This window comes from Cohaesibacter celericrescens, from assembly GCF_002866925.1.
Taxonomy (GTDB): Bacteria; Pseudomonadota; Alphaproteobacteria; order Rhizobiales; family Cohaesibacteraceae; genus Cohaesibacter; species Cohaesibacter celericrescens.
In genome coordinates this window covers 17959-35888 of the sequence record NZ_PKUQ01000009.1, presented here as the reverse complement: position 1 = coordinate 35888, position 17930 = coordinate 17959, and the positions used below count along the sequence as shown (strand labels likewise).

Sequence of the window (17930 nt, the reverse complement as noted above, 5' to 3'; positions counted from 1 at the left end):
AGGCGTTATTTTTCAGCAGCAAAGGCCGGAATGATGGTTTTGCCATATTCCGCAATGATCTGTTCTTCGTTGCCATTGTCCAAGTAGATGTTGAACTGGGTCACACCGGCATCTTCCAACTCATGTATCTTGGCGATATGCTCGTCAGCCTCACCTAACACACTGAAGCTCTCAACAATTTCGTCAGAAATAAAGTCGAGATAAGGGTTATCGCTCTGACCATGCTTGGAATAGTCATAGCCCTTGCGATCCTTGATATAGGCGGTCAGGGATTCTGGGATATCTTTACGCTCGGTGCCATATTTTTCGACAATATCGGCCACATGGTTGCCGACCATTGCAGGGAACCAACGGGTGGCTTCAATGCAATCTTCTTTGCTACCGAAGTAAGCAGGTGCAGCGGCCATAACTTTATAGTTTGACATGTCACGACCAGAATTTTTACCTTCTTCGATCGCCTGATCAGCCAGCCATTTGATGATTTTTGGTTCAGCAATCTGCAGGATCAGACCATCGCCAACACGACCAGCAGAAGCGAGTGCTTTGGGGCCGTATGCAGCAACCCAGACCGGCAGCTCGTAGCCTTCGGCCCAGGGGAATTTAACCGGCTCTGGGCATTCGCCATATTGGGCCTCTTCACCACGTATCAGGGCTTTGACGACGTGGGTGAATTCTTCCAACCGTTTCAGAGTGGCGGGTTTTTTGCCCATCACGCGTACAGCGCTGTCACCACGGCCAAGACCTATATCAAAGCGGCCTTCCGATTGTTTTGCCAGCGAACCGAACATCGATGCGGCCAACGACCAGTCGCGGGTGTTCGGGTTGGTCACACAAGGGCCAAAACGCATTTTGGTGGTGTGTTCCATACACATCGCCATCGCCATATAGCTTTCGCGCCACAGAATATGGCTATCATAAAACCAGCAATGGGTGAAGCCTGCATTTTCTGCTTGGCGCACAAGGGCGCGGGCACGCTTGGGTTCAACAAAACCTTTAAAGCAAATTGCAAAGTCCATTATCTCTCTCCGATGATCTGTTTGTTGTTTTTATGTTTTTTAATTGCGCGTTAAGTCATTCAGCGATGAAGCTTAGTGATCCGGCGCCCAGATTTTGATACCCGCATGGGTAAAGGGTACCTGTTTTGAAATATTGATGCGAATGAGGATCGGTGTGATGGCCTCAATGCAGCGAGCAGCCTCGGCGTCACCGGCGTTGTAGGCATTGACACCCAGCTTCTCGATCAGCGCCATGACGCTCTTGCGGGCTGGCAAACTGTTGCCACACACCAGAATGTCGCAATTGATGTCCCAATCGAGGTTTTTGAGCGTCGTGGCCGATACATTATGCAAGGCTCCAACCACCGGAATGTCCGGTCCCAAAAGCGCCTGTGCGGCTTCTGTCGCCGATCCTTCGGGTGGCATCGTTACCTTTTTGGGGTCACCTTCTGCCAGTGGTACAACAATGTCGACAACGATCTTGCCTGCAAGATGGGGTTTTAGGGCCGCAAGCGTCGCATTGTGACCGGCAAAAGGCACCGCCAGAATAACCAGCTCATCCGCAGCTTTGGTTGCGTCTTCATTGGCCAGACCGGTGATGAATGCTGCGCCTTCGCCCAGTTGAGCCATCAAGTCTTTGCCAATTTCAGCCGCGCGAGCACCATCGCGAGACCCAAGGGCCACAGGAACCCCTGCACGGGCAAATCTGAGGGCCAGTCCCTGACCTTGCGGCCCTGTGCCGCCGATAATTGCGATTGTCATTTGAACATATCCTCCTGTTTGCGTCTCAAAAGATCCGCATAACTGCTTTTTGTGGGGGTCCAATCAAGGCCACGAAAAAGAACAACCGGGGTTTTTCCTGCTTTGCGCACCACCAGCCCCGAAGCGGCGGCCAATTCATCAGCAAAGGCAGACTCGGTGACTTTCATTGTGCGCCCCCACGCATCTTCATTGCCTTGCTCACGCAAGGTGGCAGGTACACCTGACAAGCCGATGGCCACATTGACCTGCCCGATCCGCCAAGGCCGACCGAATGTATCGGTCATGACCACGCCGATCTGACACCCGAAACGCGCGGCCAGTGCCGACTGCATACGGGCGACGCTCAAGTCCGGATCAGGCGGCAGGGTCATCACCGCATCAGTCTCGGCAAAATTAGATTCGTCCACCGCCGCGTTGGCCGAAATAAACCCCAAACGATGGCGGCAAATCATGGTGCCTTCATTCTCCGTGGAATGACGAAAGGCGCGCACCACTTCTGTGCTTTCGTTTAGGACCACTTCAATTTTGCGGGCATCTTTTCCCAGCTCGGCAGCATATTTCTCTGCTTCACTTGAAGGCGTGACACTATCCAACGGGATGATGCAGCCTTCTGCTTTGGAAAAGATCTTTTGCGCCACACACAGAATATCACCGTCCATCGGTGCATTGCCGCTGGCTATGAGGCAATCACCGACGATCCGGGCCAGATCATCGCCCTGCATGATGTCGGGAATATCGGCAATGGCGGTGACTGAAATGCTCATGCTCATCGGCCATCTCCCAGCAACGCCGCATCGAGATGGAACTGCGGCACATATTGTAGATCGACAAGCGTATCCACATCCATCCGCAGGCTCGTCAGGGGCAACACCACTGGCATCATGCCTGCTTCAATCGTGGCGTGATAATGAAGGTGAAACGATCTCTCCCCATAACCAAAGTCAATCGGGCTGGGCAGCGGCACCATAAGGGCATTTGTACCCAAGTCACCCGAGGGGCAAATCACCACCTTCTGTTCATCCAGCGGATAAGACAGCAAATAGCGCAGATCTGACAACTTGGGGTCGGCCAAATCACCGGGCAGCACACACAAAGCGCTATAGCCTTGTGCATGGGCTTGCGACGCAAGATGGCTGACGGCCTGCGACAGGCCAGAACGCGGACCTTCAGCAAAAAACAAAATACCCAACCGTGCCGCTGTGTCCTGCAAAACAGGACTGGCTGAAACCACGGCGATATCGATATGACGCTGCTGCGCTTGCTCGGGGCTCATGCTTTGCAACACGGTCTGAACCCGTTCGACAACCGTCTCAAACAGGGAAAGCGCCAGCTGCCCACGCTGTTTTTGCGTCAAAGACACACCGAGCCGTGTTTTGGCATCGGATGGATCCTTCATCGGAATTGCCAGCAGCATTCTTTCTTTCGAAACGCTCATGCACGGCCTCCCGCATCAAGGGTCTTGCGCGCTTCGGCCATGATTTCACTGGCCAGTCGCGCTTTGTCAGTCTGATCTTTCATCAGGATCGGGTAACAAACAGGGTCAACCCCAAGCGCAGCAATGTCAGCGGCAAGCGTCGCATCCTCATTATCAATGACCAATTGATCGACAAAGCTCTGATAGCGTTGAGCCACGCCAAGCGCATCGGCGCGCATCCCCATCGAGGCCATCATCCGGTCGGCAGGGCCTTTGACCACTTTGCCTGCGATAAAGGGACTGACTGCAATTTTATGCGCCGTTGCAGCTTTGACGGCTTCGCCGATACCGGGGATTTCAAGGATGGGGGCAATGCTGACCAATGGGTTGGACGGCGCCAACACAATCACGTCTGCAGTGAGGATCGCTTTTAGGGCTTCCAGCGTCGGTCTGGCGGTCTCAATGCCTTCAAAGCGAACGCCACGCACGTCAGGAGCGCATTGTTCCCGCACAAAATATTGCTGAAAGCTGAGCCAGCCCGCATCGGTTTGTACCTGTGTCTGCACAATATCGTCGGTTGGCAACACAATAGCGGCTTTGATACCAAACGCCCGCGCGACATCCCGCGCAATGATAAAAGGACGATCGCCTTGATTGCGACGCATGGTGCGATAGATATGCAGGCCAAAGTCCCGATCCCCCAAGGTCATCCATGTCTCTTGCCCCAACATGGACAGGGTGTCGAGCGCCCGCTTGCCCTCGTCAGCCACCCCCCAACCCTGTACACGGTCGATCATACCCGCCAGTGAATAGGTCAGCGTATCGATATCGGGCGAGACCCACAGGCCGTGGAAAGCTTCGTCATCGGCAATATTGCCAATGATCGACAGTTTGATGTCTTCGACCGCCGCCAGTCCCTCGGCCATTTTTGCGCCACCAACACCACCAGCAAGCAGCGTTACTCTGAGGCGCTCGCCGCTCCTCATTGCGCAGCCTCCATAGACGTTGGCTGCGCGGGGAACATATCAAGGAAATCAAGCGGCGCTTGGTTTGCCTTACGCTCGACCAGCGGCGCCAGTGGCACTGGGTCGTGATCGTCATAAACATCAAGGACGGAGTAATTGGTGCGGCGTTGAACCGGAATGCGCCCTGCAGCGCGTATCATTTGCACCAATTCAAAAGCCGTAAGCTCCTGTCCGTGATCTGCCCCAGCAGAGCGAGATATGCTCTCATTCATCAAGGTGCCGCCCAGATCATTCACTCCGCGTTTGAGCAATTGTTGCACGCGCTCGGGGCCCAATTTGGTCCAGGAGGCTTGTATATTATCGATGTGACCGGCCAGCATAATGCGAGACACCGCGTGCATCTTGTCGACTTCATCATCCGTCGGCCCGGGGCGGACCTTATCTGGATTGTTGGTGTAGAGCGGGCTTTCCGTATGCACAAAAGACAGCGGCACCAATTCTGTAAAACCACCGGTATCTTTTTGAATATCGCGCAACAAAGCAATGTGTGCTGCCCAATGCTCTGGACCATCAATATGGCCATACATGATGGTGGCTGTGGTGGGAATACCGACCTCATGGCTGGCGCGAATAATCTCCACCCAACGCTCTGTGCTCAATTTATTTTTGGTCAGTTGCTGACGAATTTCGGTGTCAAGAATTTCAGCCGCTGTACCGGGGATGGTATCCAGTCCGGCTTCTTTCAACTCGGTCAAAAAGTCCCGATAGGACATTTTGGTCTTGGACGCGCCATACCAGATTTCGAAGGGCGAAAATGCATGAATATGCATCTCGGGCAACGCTGCTTTCAAGGCACGCACAATATCGAAATAATAGGTGCCATCCATTTTGGGATGCAACCCACCCTGAATGCAGACCTCTGTGCCGCCTCGATCCCAGGCCTCTTGGGCGCGTGCCACAATCTGCTCAAGCTCCAACCATTCAGCACCGGCTTCATCGGAGCGCTTGGCAAAGCCACAAAAACGGCAGCCCATGTAACAAACATTGGTGAAATTGATGTTGCGGTTGACCACAAAGCTGACTTGGTCGCCGTTGGCCCGCTGGCGCAATTGGTCCGCCACATAATAGATTGCAGGCAAATCCGGCCCTTGAGCGGCGAACAAACACGCGCCCTCACTTTGCGAGATTTCGACACCGGCCATCGCCTTGTCCAAAATGGCGCGTACCGGACCACTTGCTCTGACGAGCGGATCATTAAGGGTCATGACATCCACTATTGGCGACATATCATTCATGAGTGACATCCTCCCGATCCAAAATTCTGTTCTATAGTCCGTTCTTGCGAGCCAGCAAGAAGATGTTGGTTGCGAGCAAGACCGTTTGACCCCGCCATATTGTTGATACGCGCTTGCAGTTGGGGGCTGACAAACGCCTCCCCGTCGCGCAAATATCTGGGATAGATGGTCAAACGCTCTTGCAGCTCATAACCCGCTAGGCGACAGGAATTGGCAAGATTGGCAATCTCCGGCCATTCATGCTGGGGATTGATAAAGTCGATTGTCACCGGCGAAATGCCGCCCCAATCATTGATCCCCGCATCGAGATAAGCCAGATGCCGCGCACTGAGGTTGGGCGGCGCTTGAATGCTGATCTCTGGAGCCAGAATTATCCGCGCAACGGCTATGGTGCGCATCATATCGTCAAGTGATGGCTCGGGTGCATTGGCCATCACAATGTCTGGTTTGCGCTGAAAATTCTGAATGATGACTTCCTGAATATGGCCATGGCGGGAATGGCATTCATTGATCGCGTGCAGGGCCTCGACCCGCTCGGCAAATGTCTCGCCAATACCGATCAACAGGCCAGTAGTGAACGGCACTTTGCGTTGCCCTGCCCGCTCCAGGGTGCGCAACCGCTGCACGGGCGTTTTGTCAGGACAAGCATAGTGCGGCCCGCCTTTCTGGGTAAGGCGGCGCGACACCGTCTCCAGCATCATGCCCATGGAGGCGGCGACCGGGCGCAGGATTTCAATTTCATCATCTGCCAATGTACCCGCATTAACATGGGGCAGCAGAGACGTCTCCTTGAGAACCAGCGCGCACATATCGGCCAAATAGTCGGTCATGCGCTGATAGCCAATCATTGCCAGCGCGGCCTTAGCCTTGTCATAGCGCAGCTCGGGTTTTTCACCCAGACTGAACAGAAGCTCCTTACAGCCTTGCGCCTCACCCTTTTTGGCAATGGCCAACACCTGTTCCGGCGACATAATATTGGCGGCAGGATCATCTGGATGCTTAACGAAGGTGCAATAGGAACAGGTATCGCGGCACATATTTGTAAGCGGTGCAAAAACCTTGCGTGAATAGGTCACCACATGTCCCCACTGCGTGTCGCGGATGTCACGCGCCTGCGCTTTGAGGATATCGAGGTCGGCTGAGGCAAAATCGGCAGCGGAAGGGTTAGACAGGGCGAGCGCAGCTGGTGCCACGGCAAAAGCCGGTGATGTTTTATCGGTCTGCATCGCTCTCTCCTTATGCAAATTTAGAAACCGGCTTTATTGCTCCGGCTCTTGCTCGAATTTTGGCCAAATTTTCGAATAACAAGGCCCTTGCGCAGATCGAATGAAGCACATTGAACAGGGTCTTTATTCTTGGGGGCGTGCCTTGAACGGCAGCTCTGGTTCTGTGCCAAACAAGATATCTGCGCCCAGCCTTGATCAACTGGGCGCAGAGGCATTGAATCCCTATTTCAGGGCTGCATCGGTAATCTTGTGAGTCCAAGCGCCTTCTGGCATTTTTGAAATCACCGGATCAGAACCGCCACCCAAAAGGGTTTTGACTGTGCGGTCATAATCAGCAATATCCAGAGCGCCATTGGAGCCAGCGGTCAGTTTGGCCACTTCAGCCATCATGCGCTTCTGGTGCTTTTCTGTCTGTGCGCCGGTTTCGTCATTTTCCAGTACGATTTCAGCGGCTTCATCAGGGTTGGCTTCAGCATATTTCCAACCTTTCATCGACGCACGCACGAAGCGAACCATCTTGTCGACTTCTTTTTCGTCGGCAAGTTTGTCTTCAAGCACATACAGACCATCTTCCAGCGTTGCTACGCCTTGTTCTTCATATTTGAAGGTGATGAGGTCTTCAGGGGTCAGACCGGCATCAATGATCTGCCAATATTCGTTGTAGGTCATGGTGGACACGCATTGAGCCTGCCCCTGCAACAGCGGATCAACATTGAAACCCTGTTTCAGAACCGTCACGCCGTCGCCGCCTTCTGTGCTGTAGCCAAGGGTGCTCATCCAGCTCAGGAACGGGTATTCATTGCCAAAGAACCAGACGCCCAGAGTTTTGCCCGGAAAATCAGCAGGCGTTTTGATACCGCTGTCTTTGCGGCATGTCAGCATCATGCCAGATGCTTTGTAAGGTTGGGCGATATTGACCAATGGCAGGCCTTTTTCGCGGGCGGCCAGAGCCGAAGGCATCCAGTCAATCACCACATCTGCACCACCACCGGCAAGAATCTGGGTCGGAGCAATATCCGGTCCACCAGCCTTGATGGTGACATTGAGGTCTTCCTCTTCATAGTAGCCTTTTTCAAGAGCCACATAGTAACCAGCGAACTGAGCCTGTGTGACCCATTTGAGCTGCAAGGTATAGTCATCAGCAGCCAGCGCCGAACCCGCGCCAAAGAGCGATGCAGCGGCAACGGCCCCTGTAGCAATCTTTTTGAAAGTATCAATCATATTGAGTTCCCTTTGGTGTGTTTTATGGTGTTGCATTTTTTGGTATTTTTATAATTGAGAGCTTTTTTAGCTCCGTTGTGACGGGTGCCAGAAAGTCACCCGTTTCTCAATCACAGCAACGAGTCCGTAAAATGCGGACCCAGCGATTGCTGCGACGACAATTTCTGACCAGACCATATCGAGCCCCAAACGTCCAACCTCGGTGGAAATACGAAAGCCCATACCGACGATGGGAGATCCGAAAAACTCGGCAACAATGGCACCAATCAGAGCCAGTGTGGTCGAGATTTTCAAGCCATTGAAAATGAAAGGCATGGCCATCGGCAACCGAAGCTTAAACAATGTTGCCCAATAGCTGGCAGCGTAGGTTTTCATCAAATCCCGCTGCATATGATCGCTTGAACCAAGCCCCTGTACCGTATTGATCAGCATGGGGAAAAACACCATCACCACAACAACGGCGGCCTTAGAATGCCAATCAAAGCCGAACCACATAACCAGTATCGGGGCCGTGCCGACAATCGGCAATGCGGCAACAAAATTACCCACTGGCAGCAAGCCCATTTGCAGAAACGGCACCCGATCTATCAGGATCGCCATTAGGACCGCAGCGCCGCAACCGATTATATATCCACCCAAAGCCCCTTTCATGAAGGTTTGCACAAAATCGGCCAATAACAGATGGGTGGAGGAAAAGAATTTGGTGGCAATCGCTGACGGTGTAGGCAAAATAACTTGCGGCACGGCGAGCCCGCGCACCATCAACTCCCAAACCACAAGCACGGTTAGGCCAAAGATAGCCGGAACCAAGAAACGAAGCAAAAGAGTTTTACTGGCTTCTGAATTGGCCAGTTTCACATTGATCCAGCAAGCTGCAACGAAAATAAAGATCGCAAGGATTACCAAAATCATCGTATCATCCCCATTCTCTTGAGCGTTGCTTTTTCTGCCATTCCCACCAAGGCGACCAGTCCCGCAGCCAAAAACGCAGCCGCAAACAAAGCTGCCCACATCTGGATGGTTTGTCCGTAATAGGATCCTGTCAGCAACCGCGCACCCAACCCTCGGATGGCACCGGTAGGCAATTCGCCAACGATGGTACCAACAAGAGCAGCAGCAACGCCGACCTTCATTGCTGTAAAGAGATAAGGCACAGACGACGGCAAACGCAGACTGAAAAAGGTGCTCTTGGCATCAGCATGGTAGGTCTTCATCAGATCAAGCTGGATATGATCAGGAGAACGCAACCCCTTCACCATACCAACAAGCACCGGGAAGAAGCTCAGGTAGGCAGAGATAATGGCTTTGGGGATCAATCCCTGAATACCGATCGAATTGAGCACCACGATGATCATCGGGGCAATTGCCAATATAGGAATGGTTTGCGACGCAATCGCCCAGGGCATCACGCTCATATCCATTGCACGGATATGGATAATTCCGATCGACAGAATGATACCCGCCAATGTTCCGATAAAAAATCCCAACAATGTGGCGCGCAAGGTGATCCACGCATGGAACACCAACGAGCGTTTGGAGGTGACATTTTTCGTAAAGACACTCTTCCAGAATTCCATGCCAACCTGATGCGGAGCCGGCACAACAGGGCGATCTTGGCTCAATGTCTGACTGATCAATTGCGTCGTAGAAAGCTCAACCTTCGCACGAACCGCTTGTTCCTTTACCCATTTGGCATTCATCATAACAGCGGCTCCATACCAGAGCACGACAATGGCGAAAATCACGGTCAGAACTGCAAATATTTTTTGCATCAGTCCGCTCCATCCCCATGACCAAAGCGCAATCCTTCACGCACGCGGTGGGCAATATCGATAAATTCTTGGCTATCGCGAATGGAGAGAGGTCGTTCCTTGGGCAACGTGCTTTCAATCACATCGGTGATACGACCCGGACGCGGGCTCATGACTACAATTTTGGTGCTGAGATAGACCGCTTCAGGAATGGAGTGCGTCACAAAGGCAATGGTTTTATGGGTGCGCTCCCACAGTTCCAACAGCTGCTCATTGAGATGGTCACGCACAATTTCGTCCAGCGCGCCGAACGGCTCATCCATCAGCAGCAAATCAGCATCAAAGGCCAAAGCGCGGGCAATGGAGGCCCGCTGTTGCATTCCACCGGACAATTGCCAAGGGAACTTGTTGCCAAATCCTTCCAGATCCACCAGCTTGAGCACCTTGTCTGCGCGCTCTTTTTGCTCACTTTTGGCAAAACCCATAATCTCGAGGGGCAGCTTGATATTGCCAGCAATAGTGCGCCAGGGGAAAAGACCCGCGGCCTGAAAAACATAGCCGTAAGCTCTATCTTCACGCGCCAGATCCGGCGTTGTTCCATTGACAATAAGCTCTCCGGATGTGGGATGCTCCAATGCTGCGATCGCTCGCAGCAACGTCGTTTTGCCACAGCCTGAAGGGCCGATGAAACTAACAAAATCGCCTTTGTCGATTTGCAAATTAACATCCTTCAATGCATGGACCGGTCCGTCATTTGTCTCAAAGGTAAGACAAAGGTCCTTGGCATTAACGACATGAAAGTCGGAATGGATCATTGTTGCGTGTTCCCGTTTCGGCTGTTTTTATTGTTATTTTGTGATCGCGTGACACCTTGGGCACAAACCCGCGACCAAGGCAAAATGGAGTGACGTCAAACGCCGCTTGGCGGAATGCCCGAGCGCTGGACAGGTCGTGGCGCCACAAGATCCTTCCAGGTCGACAGGGATTTATTGACCGCTTGGAATGGCTTGCGGGCAACAAACTTGCCGTGGCCTTCTTCTACCTTCAACACGCTCTCTTCTACCACGACCTTGCCACGAGACAGGGTGAAGCGGGGCAGGCCTTTGACCTTTTTGCCTTCAAAGACATTATAATCAATGGCGGAGACCTGCTTTTCAGCCGTGATGGTTTTGGACAATTCAGGATCCCAAACCACGATATCAGCATCAGACCCCACCAGAATGGCCCCCTTTTGCGGATACATGTTCAGGATCTTGGCGCTGTTGGTGGAGGTGACCGCGACAAACTCATTCATGGTCAAGCGACCGGTTGTGACACCATAGGTCCACAGCATTGGCATCCGATCTTCCAGACCTCCGGTGCCATTAGGGATTTTGGTGAAATCATTCACACCGAAGCGCTTTTGTTCGGTTGAAAATGCACAATGGTCGGTCGCCACAACAGACAGAGACCCAGACTGAAGGCCGGCCCACAGACTATCTTGATGTTGCTTGTTGCGGAATGGAGGGCTCATCACACGACGGGCGGAATGATCCCAATCCTTGTTGAAATATTCGCTGTCGTCCAAAGTCAGATGCTGGATCAACGGTTCGCCATACACCCGCATGCCTTTTTGGCGCGCACGACGAATGGCTTCATGGCTCTGCTCGCAAGACGTATGCACCACATACAACGGCACACCGGCCATATCGGCGATCATTATGGCGCGATTGGTCGCTTCGCCTTCCACTTCAGGCGGGCGCGAATAGGCATGGGCTTCGGGCCCGACATTGCCTTCGCTCAAAAGCTTGGCAGCCATAGACGCCACCACATCGCCATTTTCCGCATGCACCAGCGGCAGAGCGCCCAGCTCGGCACAACGTTGGAAGGAGGCAAACAGCTCATCATCATTGACCATCAACGCGCCTTTGTAGGCGAGGAAATGTTTGAAGCTGTTGATGCCCTTTTCTTTAACCACGGTTTCCATCTGCTCAAAAACCGGTTTGTCCCACCAAGTGACCGCCATATGGAAAGAATAATCGCAGACCGCACGAGTGGATTTATTATCCCAGCGCGTCAGGGCATCAAGCAAATTCTGACCCGGATCTGGCAGGCAAAAATCAACCACCATGGTCGTTCCACCGGCCACAGCGGCGCTGGTACCAGACAGGAAGTCATCCGAGGAATAGGTGCCCATGAAGGGCATTTCCAAATGCACATGGGGATCGATACCGCCCGGCATCACATAACATCCGGTCGCATCCAGCACTTCATCGCCAGACAGATTTGGACCGATTTCAGTGATCACGCCCTCTTCGACTTTAATATCGGCTTCATATGTTAGATCGGCGGTGACAATGGTGCCGCCTTTAATGACTTTGCTCATGATTTTGCTCCTGCTTCCTAAGCGTTTGGTTTCCTGACGGCAAATGTCTATTCGACAATTTCCGCGGTTTCCAACACAGCATGGAGCATGACATCGGCTCCGGCTGTTGCCCATTCCTGAGAAATGTCTTCTGCTTCATTGTGCGAAAGCCCATCAACACAGGGGCACATGATCATGGTGGCAGGAGCGACCTTTGCCGCCCAACAGGCGTCATGCCCTGCGCCAGACACCAAGTCCATATGGGAATAACCAAGCTCTACCGCGGCGTTGCGTACTTTTTCAACCAACCCTGCGTCAAAGGTTACTGGATCAAAATGGCCGACTTGTTCAACCGAACACCCTACACCCAGTCCAGCGCAGATATGAGCGGCTTTTTCTTTGATGGCATCACGCATCCCATCCAGTTTGACTTGGTCAACCGTGCGAATATCCACGGTGAACACCACTGTGCCAGGCAACACATTGCGCGAATTGGGGCTAAAGGTCACCTGCCCTACGCCACCGACGGCGTTTGGCTGGGCGGCCATTGTGACCTCTTCAACCATTTCAAAAATACGCGCCATCGCTAGACCCGCATTGGTGCGCATGGCCATCGGAGTGGAGCCGGTATGGGCTTCTTTACCCGTCAGGGTGAACTCCAGCCACCACAGACCCTGACAATGAGTGACAACGCCGATTTCTTTTTTTTCGGCTTCCAGAACAGGCCCTTGTTCGATGTGATATTCAAAGTAGGCGTGCATTTTGCGTGCGCCGACTTCTTCTTCGCCAACCCAATCAATGCGCTTGAGCTCATCGCCGTAGGTGTTGCCTTCCAGATCTTGGCGACCATAGGCATAGTCCAGCGTATTCACACCGGCAAAAACACCGGAGGCCAGCATAGGCGGTGAGAAACGAGCACCTTCTTCATTGGCCCAGTTGGTCACGACAATCGGATGCTTGGTTTTGATCTCGGCATCATTCAGGGTGCGCACCAGCTCAAGCGCCGCAAGCACACCAAGAACACCATCATATTTGCCACCGGTCGGCTGGGTATCAAGGTGAGACCCGACATAAACAGGCAAGGCATCGGGATCTGTACCAGCCCGTGTCATGAACATGGTGCCCATTTTGTCGACACCCATGGTCAGACCAGCATCGTCACACCAGGATTTAAACAGGGCACGGCCTTGCGCATCTTCGTCCGTCAGAGTCTGGCGATTACAACCGCCAGCGATGCCCGGACCGATTTCTGCCATATCCATGATCGACTGCCACAGCCGATCGCTGTCTATTTTGAGATTCTTTCTCATGCCTGTGTTCCCTGTTGTATTGTCTCTGGATCTCTGGGTCGATGGGCGTGCCCGCCGGTTATCCGGCTTGTTCAACGCCTATTGATTATTATTATCTTAGTGATTGCTCCGTTGTGCTGTCTGTTCAGGCTGCCTTAATTTGGGAAGGTGAAAACGGCGCCTTGCGAAATGCCTTCTGGCCAGCGGGTGGTTGTGGTTTTCAAACGAGTGTAGAAATGCACAGCTTCCGGACCGTAGATGCCGTGGGAGCCAAAACTTGATCGTTTCCAGCCACCGAAGGAATGGAAAGCCACTGGCACAGGAATTGGTACATTAACACCGACCATACCAACTTCGATTGAACTGGAGAATTTACGTGCAGCGTCGCCATCGCGCGTAAAGATAGCGGTGCCGTTGCCATATTCATGGTCGTTGATCAACTTGACCGCACTGTCAAAGTTTTGCGGCTCTAGCACGGCTAGTACTGGGCCAAAAATCTCTGTTTTGTAAATATCCATGTCTGGAGTGACTTTGTCGAACAGAGAACCGCCAAGGAAATATCCATCTTCATATCCTTGCAGCGAAAATCCACGACCATCGACGACAAGCTCAGCGCCCTGCGCCACGCCGCTGTCAATCATCCCCGTGATGCGCTCTTTGGCTTCGGCGGTGATGACAGGACCCATTTCAGCGGTCTCATCGGATGATGGACCAATCTTGAGCGCTTCGACCTTCGGTTTGAGCGCATCGACCAAGCGGGTCGCGGTTTCGGCACCAATCGGAACCGCAACGGAGACAGCCATGCAGCGTTCACCGGCGGATCCATATCCAGCGCCCATCAGGGCATCTGCGGCCTGTTCCATGTCGGCATCAGGCATAACGATCATGTGGTTCTTGGCACCACCCAGGGCTTGCACGCGCTTGCCAGCATCAGTGCCGCGTCGATAGACATATTCAGCGATCGGCGTCGAGCCAACAAAGCTAACGGCTTTGACATCAGGATGGTCCAACAAGGCATCAACCGCGCCTTTGTCGCCCTGCACCACATTGATAACACCAGCAGGAAGGCCTGCTTGCATCAACAATTCGCAAACGAATGTCGCAGCCGATGGATCTCGCTCGGACGGCTTGAGCACAAAGGTATTGCCGCAAGCAATGGCCATTGGGAACATCCACATGGGAACCATCGCGGGGAAATTGAACGGTGTGATACCAGCCACCACACCAAGCGGCTGGCGTTCGGAATGCGTGTCAATTCCGGGACCGACATTGCGAGAGAATTCGCCCTTGAGCAATTCAGGCGCAGCGCAAGCATATTCGATCACTTCCAAGGCACGGGTGACCTCACCAAGTGCGTCATCATGGGTCTTGCCGTGCTCGCGGCTGATTTCGCGGGCAATATCATCAGCCTTTTCGCGCACCAGTGCAGCATAGGCGAAAAACACCCGCGCCCGCTTGGCAGGAGATGTCGCCGCCCAGCCCGGTAAAGCGGCTTTGGCGGCAGCAACCGCCTGATCAATTTCTACATCACTGGAAAGGTCGACTGTTCCGATCTGTTCGCCAGTCGCAGGATTAAAAACCGGCTTAGAGCGGCCAGAATCAGAGGCCACAGCCTGACCGTTGATGAGATTGTTGACGCTATACATCAATCGAGTTCCTTAAAGATGCCAGAGAGCACATCGACGATCTGATCGATCTGGCTTTCTTGAATAATGAGAGGCGGTGACAAGGCGATGATGTCGCCCGTTGTGCGGATAAGAACGCCCTTTTCAAACGCCTTCAGGAAGGCGTTAAAGGCTCGTTTGGTTGGTTCACCGGGGATGGGCGCCAGTTCAATGGCACCAATCAAGCCGATGTTGCGGATATCGATGACATGCGGCAAATCCGCCATGCTGTGCAGGGCTTTCTCCCAATAAGCGGAAAGGGATGCAGCGCGCTCGAACAGCTTTTCTTCTTCATAGGTCTCGAGCGTCGCCAAACCTGCAGCAGACGCCATCGGGTTGCCCGAATAGGTATAGCCGTGGAACAGCTCGATCAAATGATCAGGACCGGTCATGAAAGCGTCATGGATGGCGCCCGTTGCCAGCACCGCCCCCATGGGAATAACCCCGTTGGTCAACCCTTTGGCGGTGGTGATCAGGTCTGGCATAACGCCAAAATAGTCAGCAGCAAACGGCGCCCCCAAACGACCAAAACCCGTAATAACCTCGTCGAAAATCAACAGGATTCCATGTTTAGTTGTGATTTTGCGCAGCCGTTCCAAATAGCCCTTGGGTGGGATCAACACACCGGTTGAGCCAGCAACGGGTTCGACAATCACTGCGGCAATGGTCTCTGCGCCATGCAGCGCGATGATTTTCTCTAGCTCATCAGCCAACTCGGCCCCATGCTCGGGCTGGCCTTTAACGAAGCGGTTCTGATCTGGCAAATGCGTACTGGGCAGATGATCAACACCAGTGAGAAGTGAGCCAAACATACGCCGGTTGTTGGGAATGCCACCAACAGAAATACCACCGAAATTGACACCGTGATATCCGCGTTCACGGCCGATAAGGCGGGTGCGTTGACCTTCTCCTCTGGCACGATGATAGGCCAGTGCCATCTTGAGAGCCGTTTCAACCGATTCAGACCCGGAATTGGTATAAAAAACATGCTCAAAGGGTTCTGGGGCCATATCGCGAAGCTTGGTCGCCAATTCAAACGCCTTGGGATGACCAATCTGAAAGGCGGGGGCATAATCCAGCTCTTCGGCTTGCGCCTGAATAGCAGCTGTTATTTTTGGACGCTTGTGACCGGCGTTGCAACACCAAAGGCCAGCCGTGCCATCCAGCACCTGTTTGTGGTCCGAGGTGCGATAATGCATATCCTCAGCTGACACGAACATGCGTGGTGCGGATTTGAATTGCCTGTTGGCTGTGAACGGCATCCAAAATGCCGACAGATCATTTTGCATCACTTTCCCCCAATGATGACCCTCATGATGACAATCTGGCATGGAAATTTTTTGCCAATCTCGCCATTCGTGTTATGAACGATTGCATCGCCTGCACGATCGGTCAATCTTTTATCTGCACGATCGGTCAGATTTTCTAATGAATGCCGAATATTAGGGCAGTTGCCCAAAATTAGAGCCCAAAACAGACGAAAAAAGAGACTAATTTTGCTAAATTTCCCACAATTGATAAGTGGTTTTGCGGAGAGCCACGCAACAAAAAACCGATAAGTTCACCCGAATAAGACATATGTAGACGTTAGAAGACAGGAATTTCAATGGCCGCCCAACCAATATCGAAGCAGAAAAAGAACAGGGAAAAAAACATTGAAAAGATCTTGTCTGCTGCAGAAATCAACTTTGCCGAATATGGCTACACGGGCGCTTCCATCAGCAAAATTGCCGAAACAGCAGGACTGCCCAAATCTAACATTGTCTATTATTTCTCCACCAAAGAGTTGCTGTATCGAACCGTCGTTGAAGATATATTCAACATCTGGCGTGCTGCCGCCGATGAGATCGTTGTGTCTGCAGACCCGCAGTTTGCGCTTGGAAGTTACATCGACACCAAGTTAGAGCTGTCCAGAACACGCCCATATGGCTCCAAGGTTTGGGCCAATGAAATCATTCAGGGCGCTCCGATTGTTCAGGACTATTTAGAAACCGAACTGCGCTCATGGACAGAGGAGCGGGTTGCGGTGATTGACAGCTGGATTGCCGCAGGCAAAATCCGTAAGATCAGCGGTAGGCATTTGCTCTATGCCATTTGGTCAACGACCCAGCATTATGCCGATTTCAACCACCAGATTTCGACGCTCAACCAAGGCAAGCCCTTGACTGATGCACAGTGGGAAGAGACCAAAACGGCCGTGAAAGACTTGTTGCTTTTTGGCGTTTGCAAATAGGCGGGCAGGCCTTCAAACGGACCTCACCAAAGTTTCATCCATTCAGCGCGAAAATGGCTCCGTTTAACAAGGTCGCAAAGCCCACCCAAGCGGCATAGGGCACGAACAACCCAGCAGAGATGCGATCCAATCGCCATGTCTTTGTTATGAAAATCAGAATACTCACCAGCAACAAAACAATGACGGCGAGCGCCAAATCGGTCCGATGCGCTGTGAAAAACAGCGGCGACCAAGCGAAATTAAGCACCAACTGCACAAACCACAGCTGCATCGGCGTGCGCGTCCAGCCCTGCCGCCAGCTTCTCCAGCCAGCAATTGCGATAAACAAATAGAGCACGGTCCAGACTGGGGCGAAAATCCAATTCGGCGGATTGAATGACGGCTTGGTCAAACCGGCAAACCAATCTCCGGGCAGGGTTTGGGTGCCGATAAATATGCCCCCTCCCATCACCAATAGGATGAAAAAGACGAGTGCTGACAAGTCTTTGGTCTTTTGTGTCATTTGCCTTCTCCCAAACTCTGACATTTATCTCCCACAACTATTTAGCCCAGTATAACAAAGGGAACAGGATTCCCAAACCAGCGCGCGCTTAACAGCTTATACACCGCGTATTTGCTCGACGGATCAGCCACGATGAGCAAGAAAATCTGGTCCATCATACATCCATTTCAAAGACAATGGCCCAACACAAAAAACACCTGCAACAATTTGAAGATAATAGCCCCCTTGGAAAGACGGGCCAGCATGACGTAAAATGGTTAGGAACACGA

At 52.7% G+C, this 17930-nt stretch carries 17 protein-coding genes; 1 reads left to right on the top strand and 16 read right to left on the bottom strand.

The window, feature by feature from the left end; all coding sequences use genetic code 11:
- Nucleotides 1–5 precede the first annotated feature (5 nt).
- From C0081_RS05135 to aptA, 15 genes are all read right to left on the bottom strand, one after another.
- Nucleotides 6–1016, bottom strand: coding sequence for a TIGR03842 family LLM class F420-dependent oxidoreductase (locus tag C0081_RS05135; RefSeq protein ID WP_101532739.1), 1011 nt, complete (start codon nucleotides 1014–1016; stop codon nucleotides 6–8).
- 72 nt (nucleotides 1017–1088) lie between these two features.
- Entirely contained in the window at nucleotides 1089–1757 is a 669-nt protein-coding gene (gene npdG / locus C0081_RS05130; RefSeq protein ID WP_101532738.1) for an NADPH-dependent F420 reductase, read from the bottom strand.
- Nucleotides 1754–2527, bottom strand: coding sequence for a coenzyme F420-0:L-glutamate ligase (cofE, locus tag C0081_RS05125; RefSeq protein ID WP_101532737.1), 774 nt, complete (start codon nucleotides 2525–2527; stop codon nucleotides 1754–1756). The genes npdG and cofE overlap by 4 nt, the downstream gene beginning before the upstream one ends.
- Nucleotides 2524–3192, bottom strand: a complete 669-nt coding sequence (gene cofC, locus C0081_RS05120) for a 2-phospho-L-lactate guanylyltransferase (RefSeq protein ID WP_101532736.1) — start codon at nucleotides 3190–3192, stop codon at nucleotides 2524–2526. Before cofC ends, cofE begins: the two co-directional genes overlap by 4 nt.
- Complete coding sequence (gene cofD, locus C0081_RS05115; protein WP_101532735.1) at nucleotides 3189–4157, bottom strand: 2-phospho-L-lactate transferase; 969 nt, start codon at nucleotides 4155–4157, stop codon at nucleotides 3189–3191. Before cofD ends, cofC begins: the two co-directional genes overlap by 4 nt.
- Entirely contained in the window at nucleotides 4154–5431 is a 1278-nt protein-coding gene (cofH, locus tag C0081_RS05110; protein ID WP_210200397.1) for a 5-amino-6-(D-ribitylamino)uracil--L-tyrosine 4-hydroxyphenyl transferase CofH, read from the bottom strand. Before cofH ends, cofD begins: the two co-directional genes overlap by 4 nt.
- A complete protein-coding gene (gene cofG / locus C0081_RS05105; RefSeq protein WP_101532734.1) occupies nucleotides 5428–6657 on the bottom strand; it encodes a 7,8-didemethyl-8-hydroxy-5-deazariboflavin synthase CofG in 1230 nt (409 codons plus the stop codon). Before cofG ends, cofH begins: the two co-directional genes overlap by 4 nt.
- 222 nt (nucleotides 6658–6879) lie before the next feature.
- Nucleotides 6880–7878: an ABC transporter substrate-binding protein gene (locus C0081_RS05100; RefSeq protein WP_101532733.1), complete on the bottom strand. Its 999-nt coding sequence runs from the start codon at nucleotides 7876–7878 to the stop codon at nucleotides 6880–6882.
- A 66-nt stretch (nucleotides 7879–7944) separates the two neighbouring features.
- Complete coding sequence (locus C0081_RS05095; protein ID WP_101532732.1) at nucleotides 7945–8790, bottom strand: ABC transporter permease; 846 nt, start codon at nucleotides 8788–8790, stop codon at nucleotides 7945–7947.
- The gene (locus tag C0081_RS05090) at nucleotides 8787–9650 is read right to left on the bottom strand and encodes an ABC transporter permease (RefSeq protein ID WP_101532731.1); all 864 of its coding nucleotides are present in this window, start codon (nucleotides 9648–9650) and stop codon (nucleotides 8787–8789) included. The genes C0081_RS05095 and C0081_RS05090 overlap by 4 nt, the downstream gene beginning before the upstream one ends.
- Nucleotides 9650–10444, bottom strand: coding sequence for an ABC transporter ATP-binding protein (locus tag C0081_RS05085; protein WP_180966764.1), 795 nt, complete (start codon nucleotides 10442–10444; stop codon nucleotides 9650–9652). Before C0081_RS05085 ends, C0081_RS05090 begins: the two co-directional genes overlap by 1 nt.
- 95 nt (nucleotides 10445–10539) lie before the next feature.
- On the bottom strand, nucleotides 10540–11994 hold the full coding sequence (gene hydA, locus C0081_RS05080) for a dihydropyrimidinase (RefSeq protein ID WP_101532730.1): 1455 nt from the start codon (nucleotides 11992–11994) through the stop codon (nucleotides 10540–10542).
- A gap of 47 nt (nucleotides 11995–12041) precedes the next feature.
- A complete protein-coding gene (locus tag C0081_RS05075; protein WP_101532729.1) occupies nucleotides 12042–13283 on the bottom strand; it encodes a Zn-dependent hydrolase in 1242 nt (413 codons plus the stop codon).
- A gap of 134 nt (nucleotides 13284–13417) precedes the next feature.
- On the bottom strand, nucleotides 13418–14908 hold the full coding sequence (locus C0081_RS05070; protein ID WP_101532728.1) for a CoA-acylating methylmalonate-semialdehyde dehydrogenase: 1491 nt from the start codon (nucleotides 14906–14908) through the stop codon (nucleotides 13418–13420).
- The gene (gene aptA, locus C0081_RS05065) at nucleotides 14908–16215 is read right to left on the bottom strand and encodes an omega-aminotransferase AptA (protein WP_101532727.1); all 1308 of its coding nucleotides are present in this window, start codon (nucleotides 16213–16215) and stop codon (nucleotides 14908–14910) included. Before aptA ends, C0081_RS05070 begins: the two co-directional genes overlap by 1 nt.
- Before the next feature lie 317 nt (nucleotides 16216–16532).
- Between aptA and C0081_RS05060 the strand changes: the two genes are divergently transcribed.
- Complete coding sequence (locus C0081_RS05060; protein ID WP_245417864.1) at nucleotides 16533–17159, top strand: TetR/AcrR family transcriptional regulator; 627 nt, start codon at nucleotides 16533–16535, stop codon at nucleotides 17157–17159.
- 34 nt (nucleotides 17160–17193) lie between these two features.
- Here the strand turns inward: C0081_RS05060 and C0081_RS05055 are convergent, their stop codons facing one another.
- The gene (locus C0081_RS05055; protein ID WP_101532725.1) at nucleotides 17194–17661 is read right to left on the bottom strand and encodes a TspO/MBR family protein; all 468 of its coding nucleotides are present in this window, start codon (nucleotides 17659–17661) and stop codon (nucleotides 17194–17196) included.
- Between the last annotated feature and the right edge of the window lie 269 nt (nucleotides 17662–17930).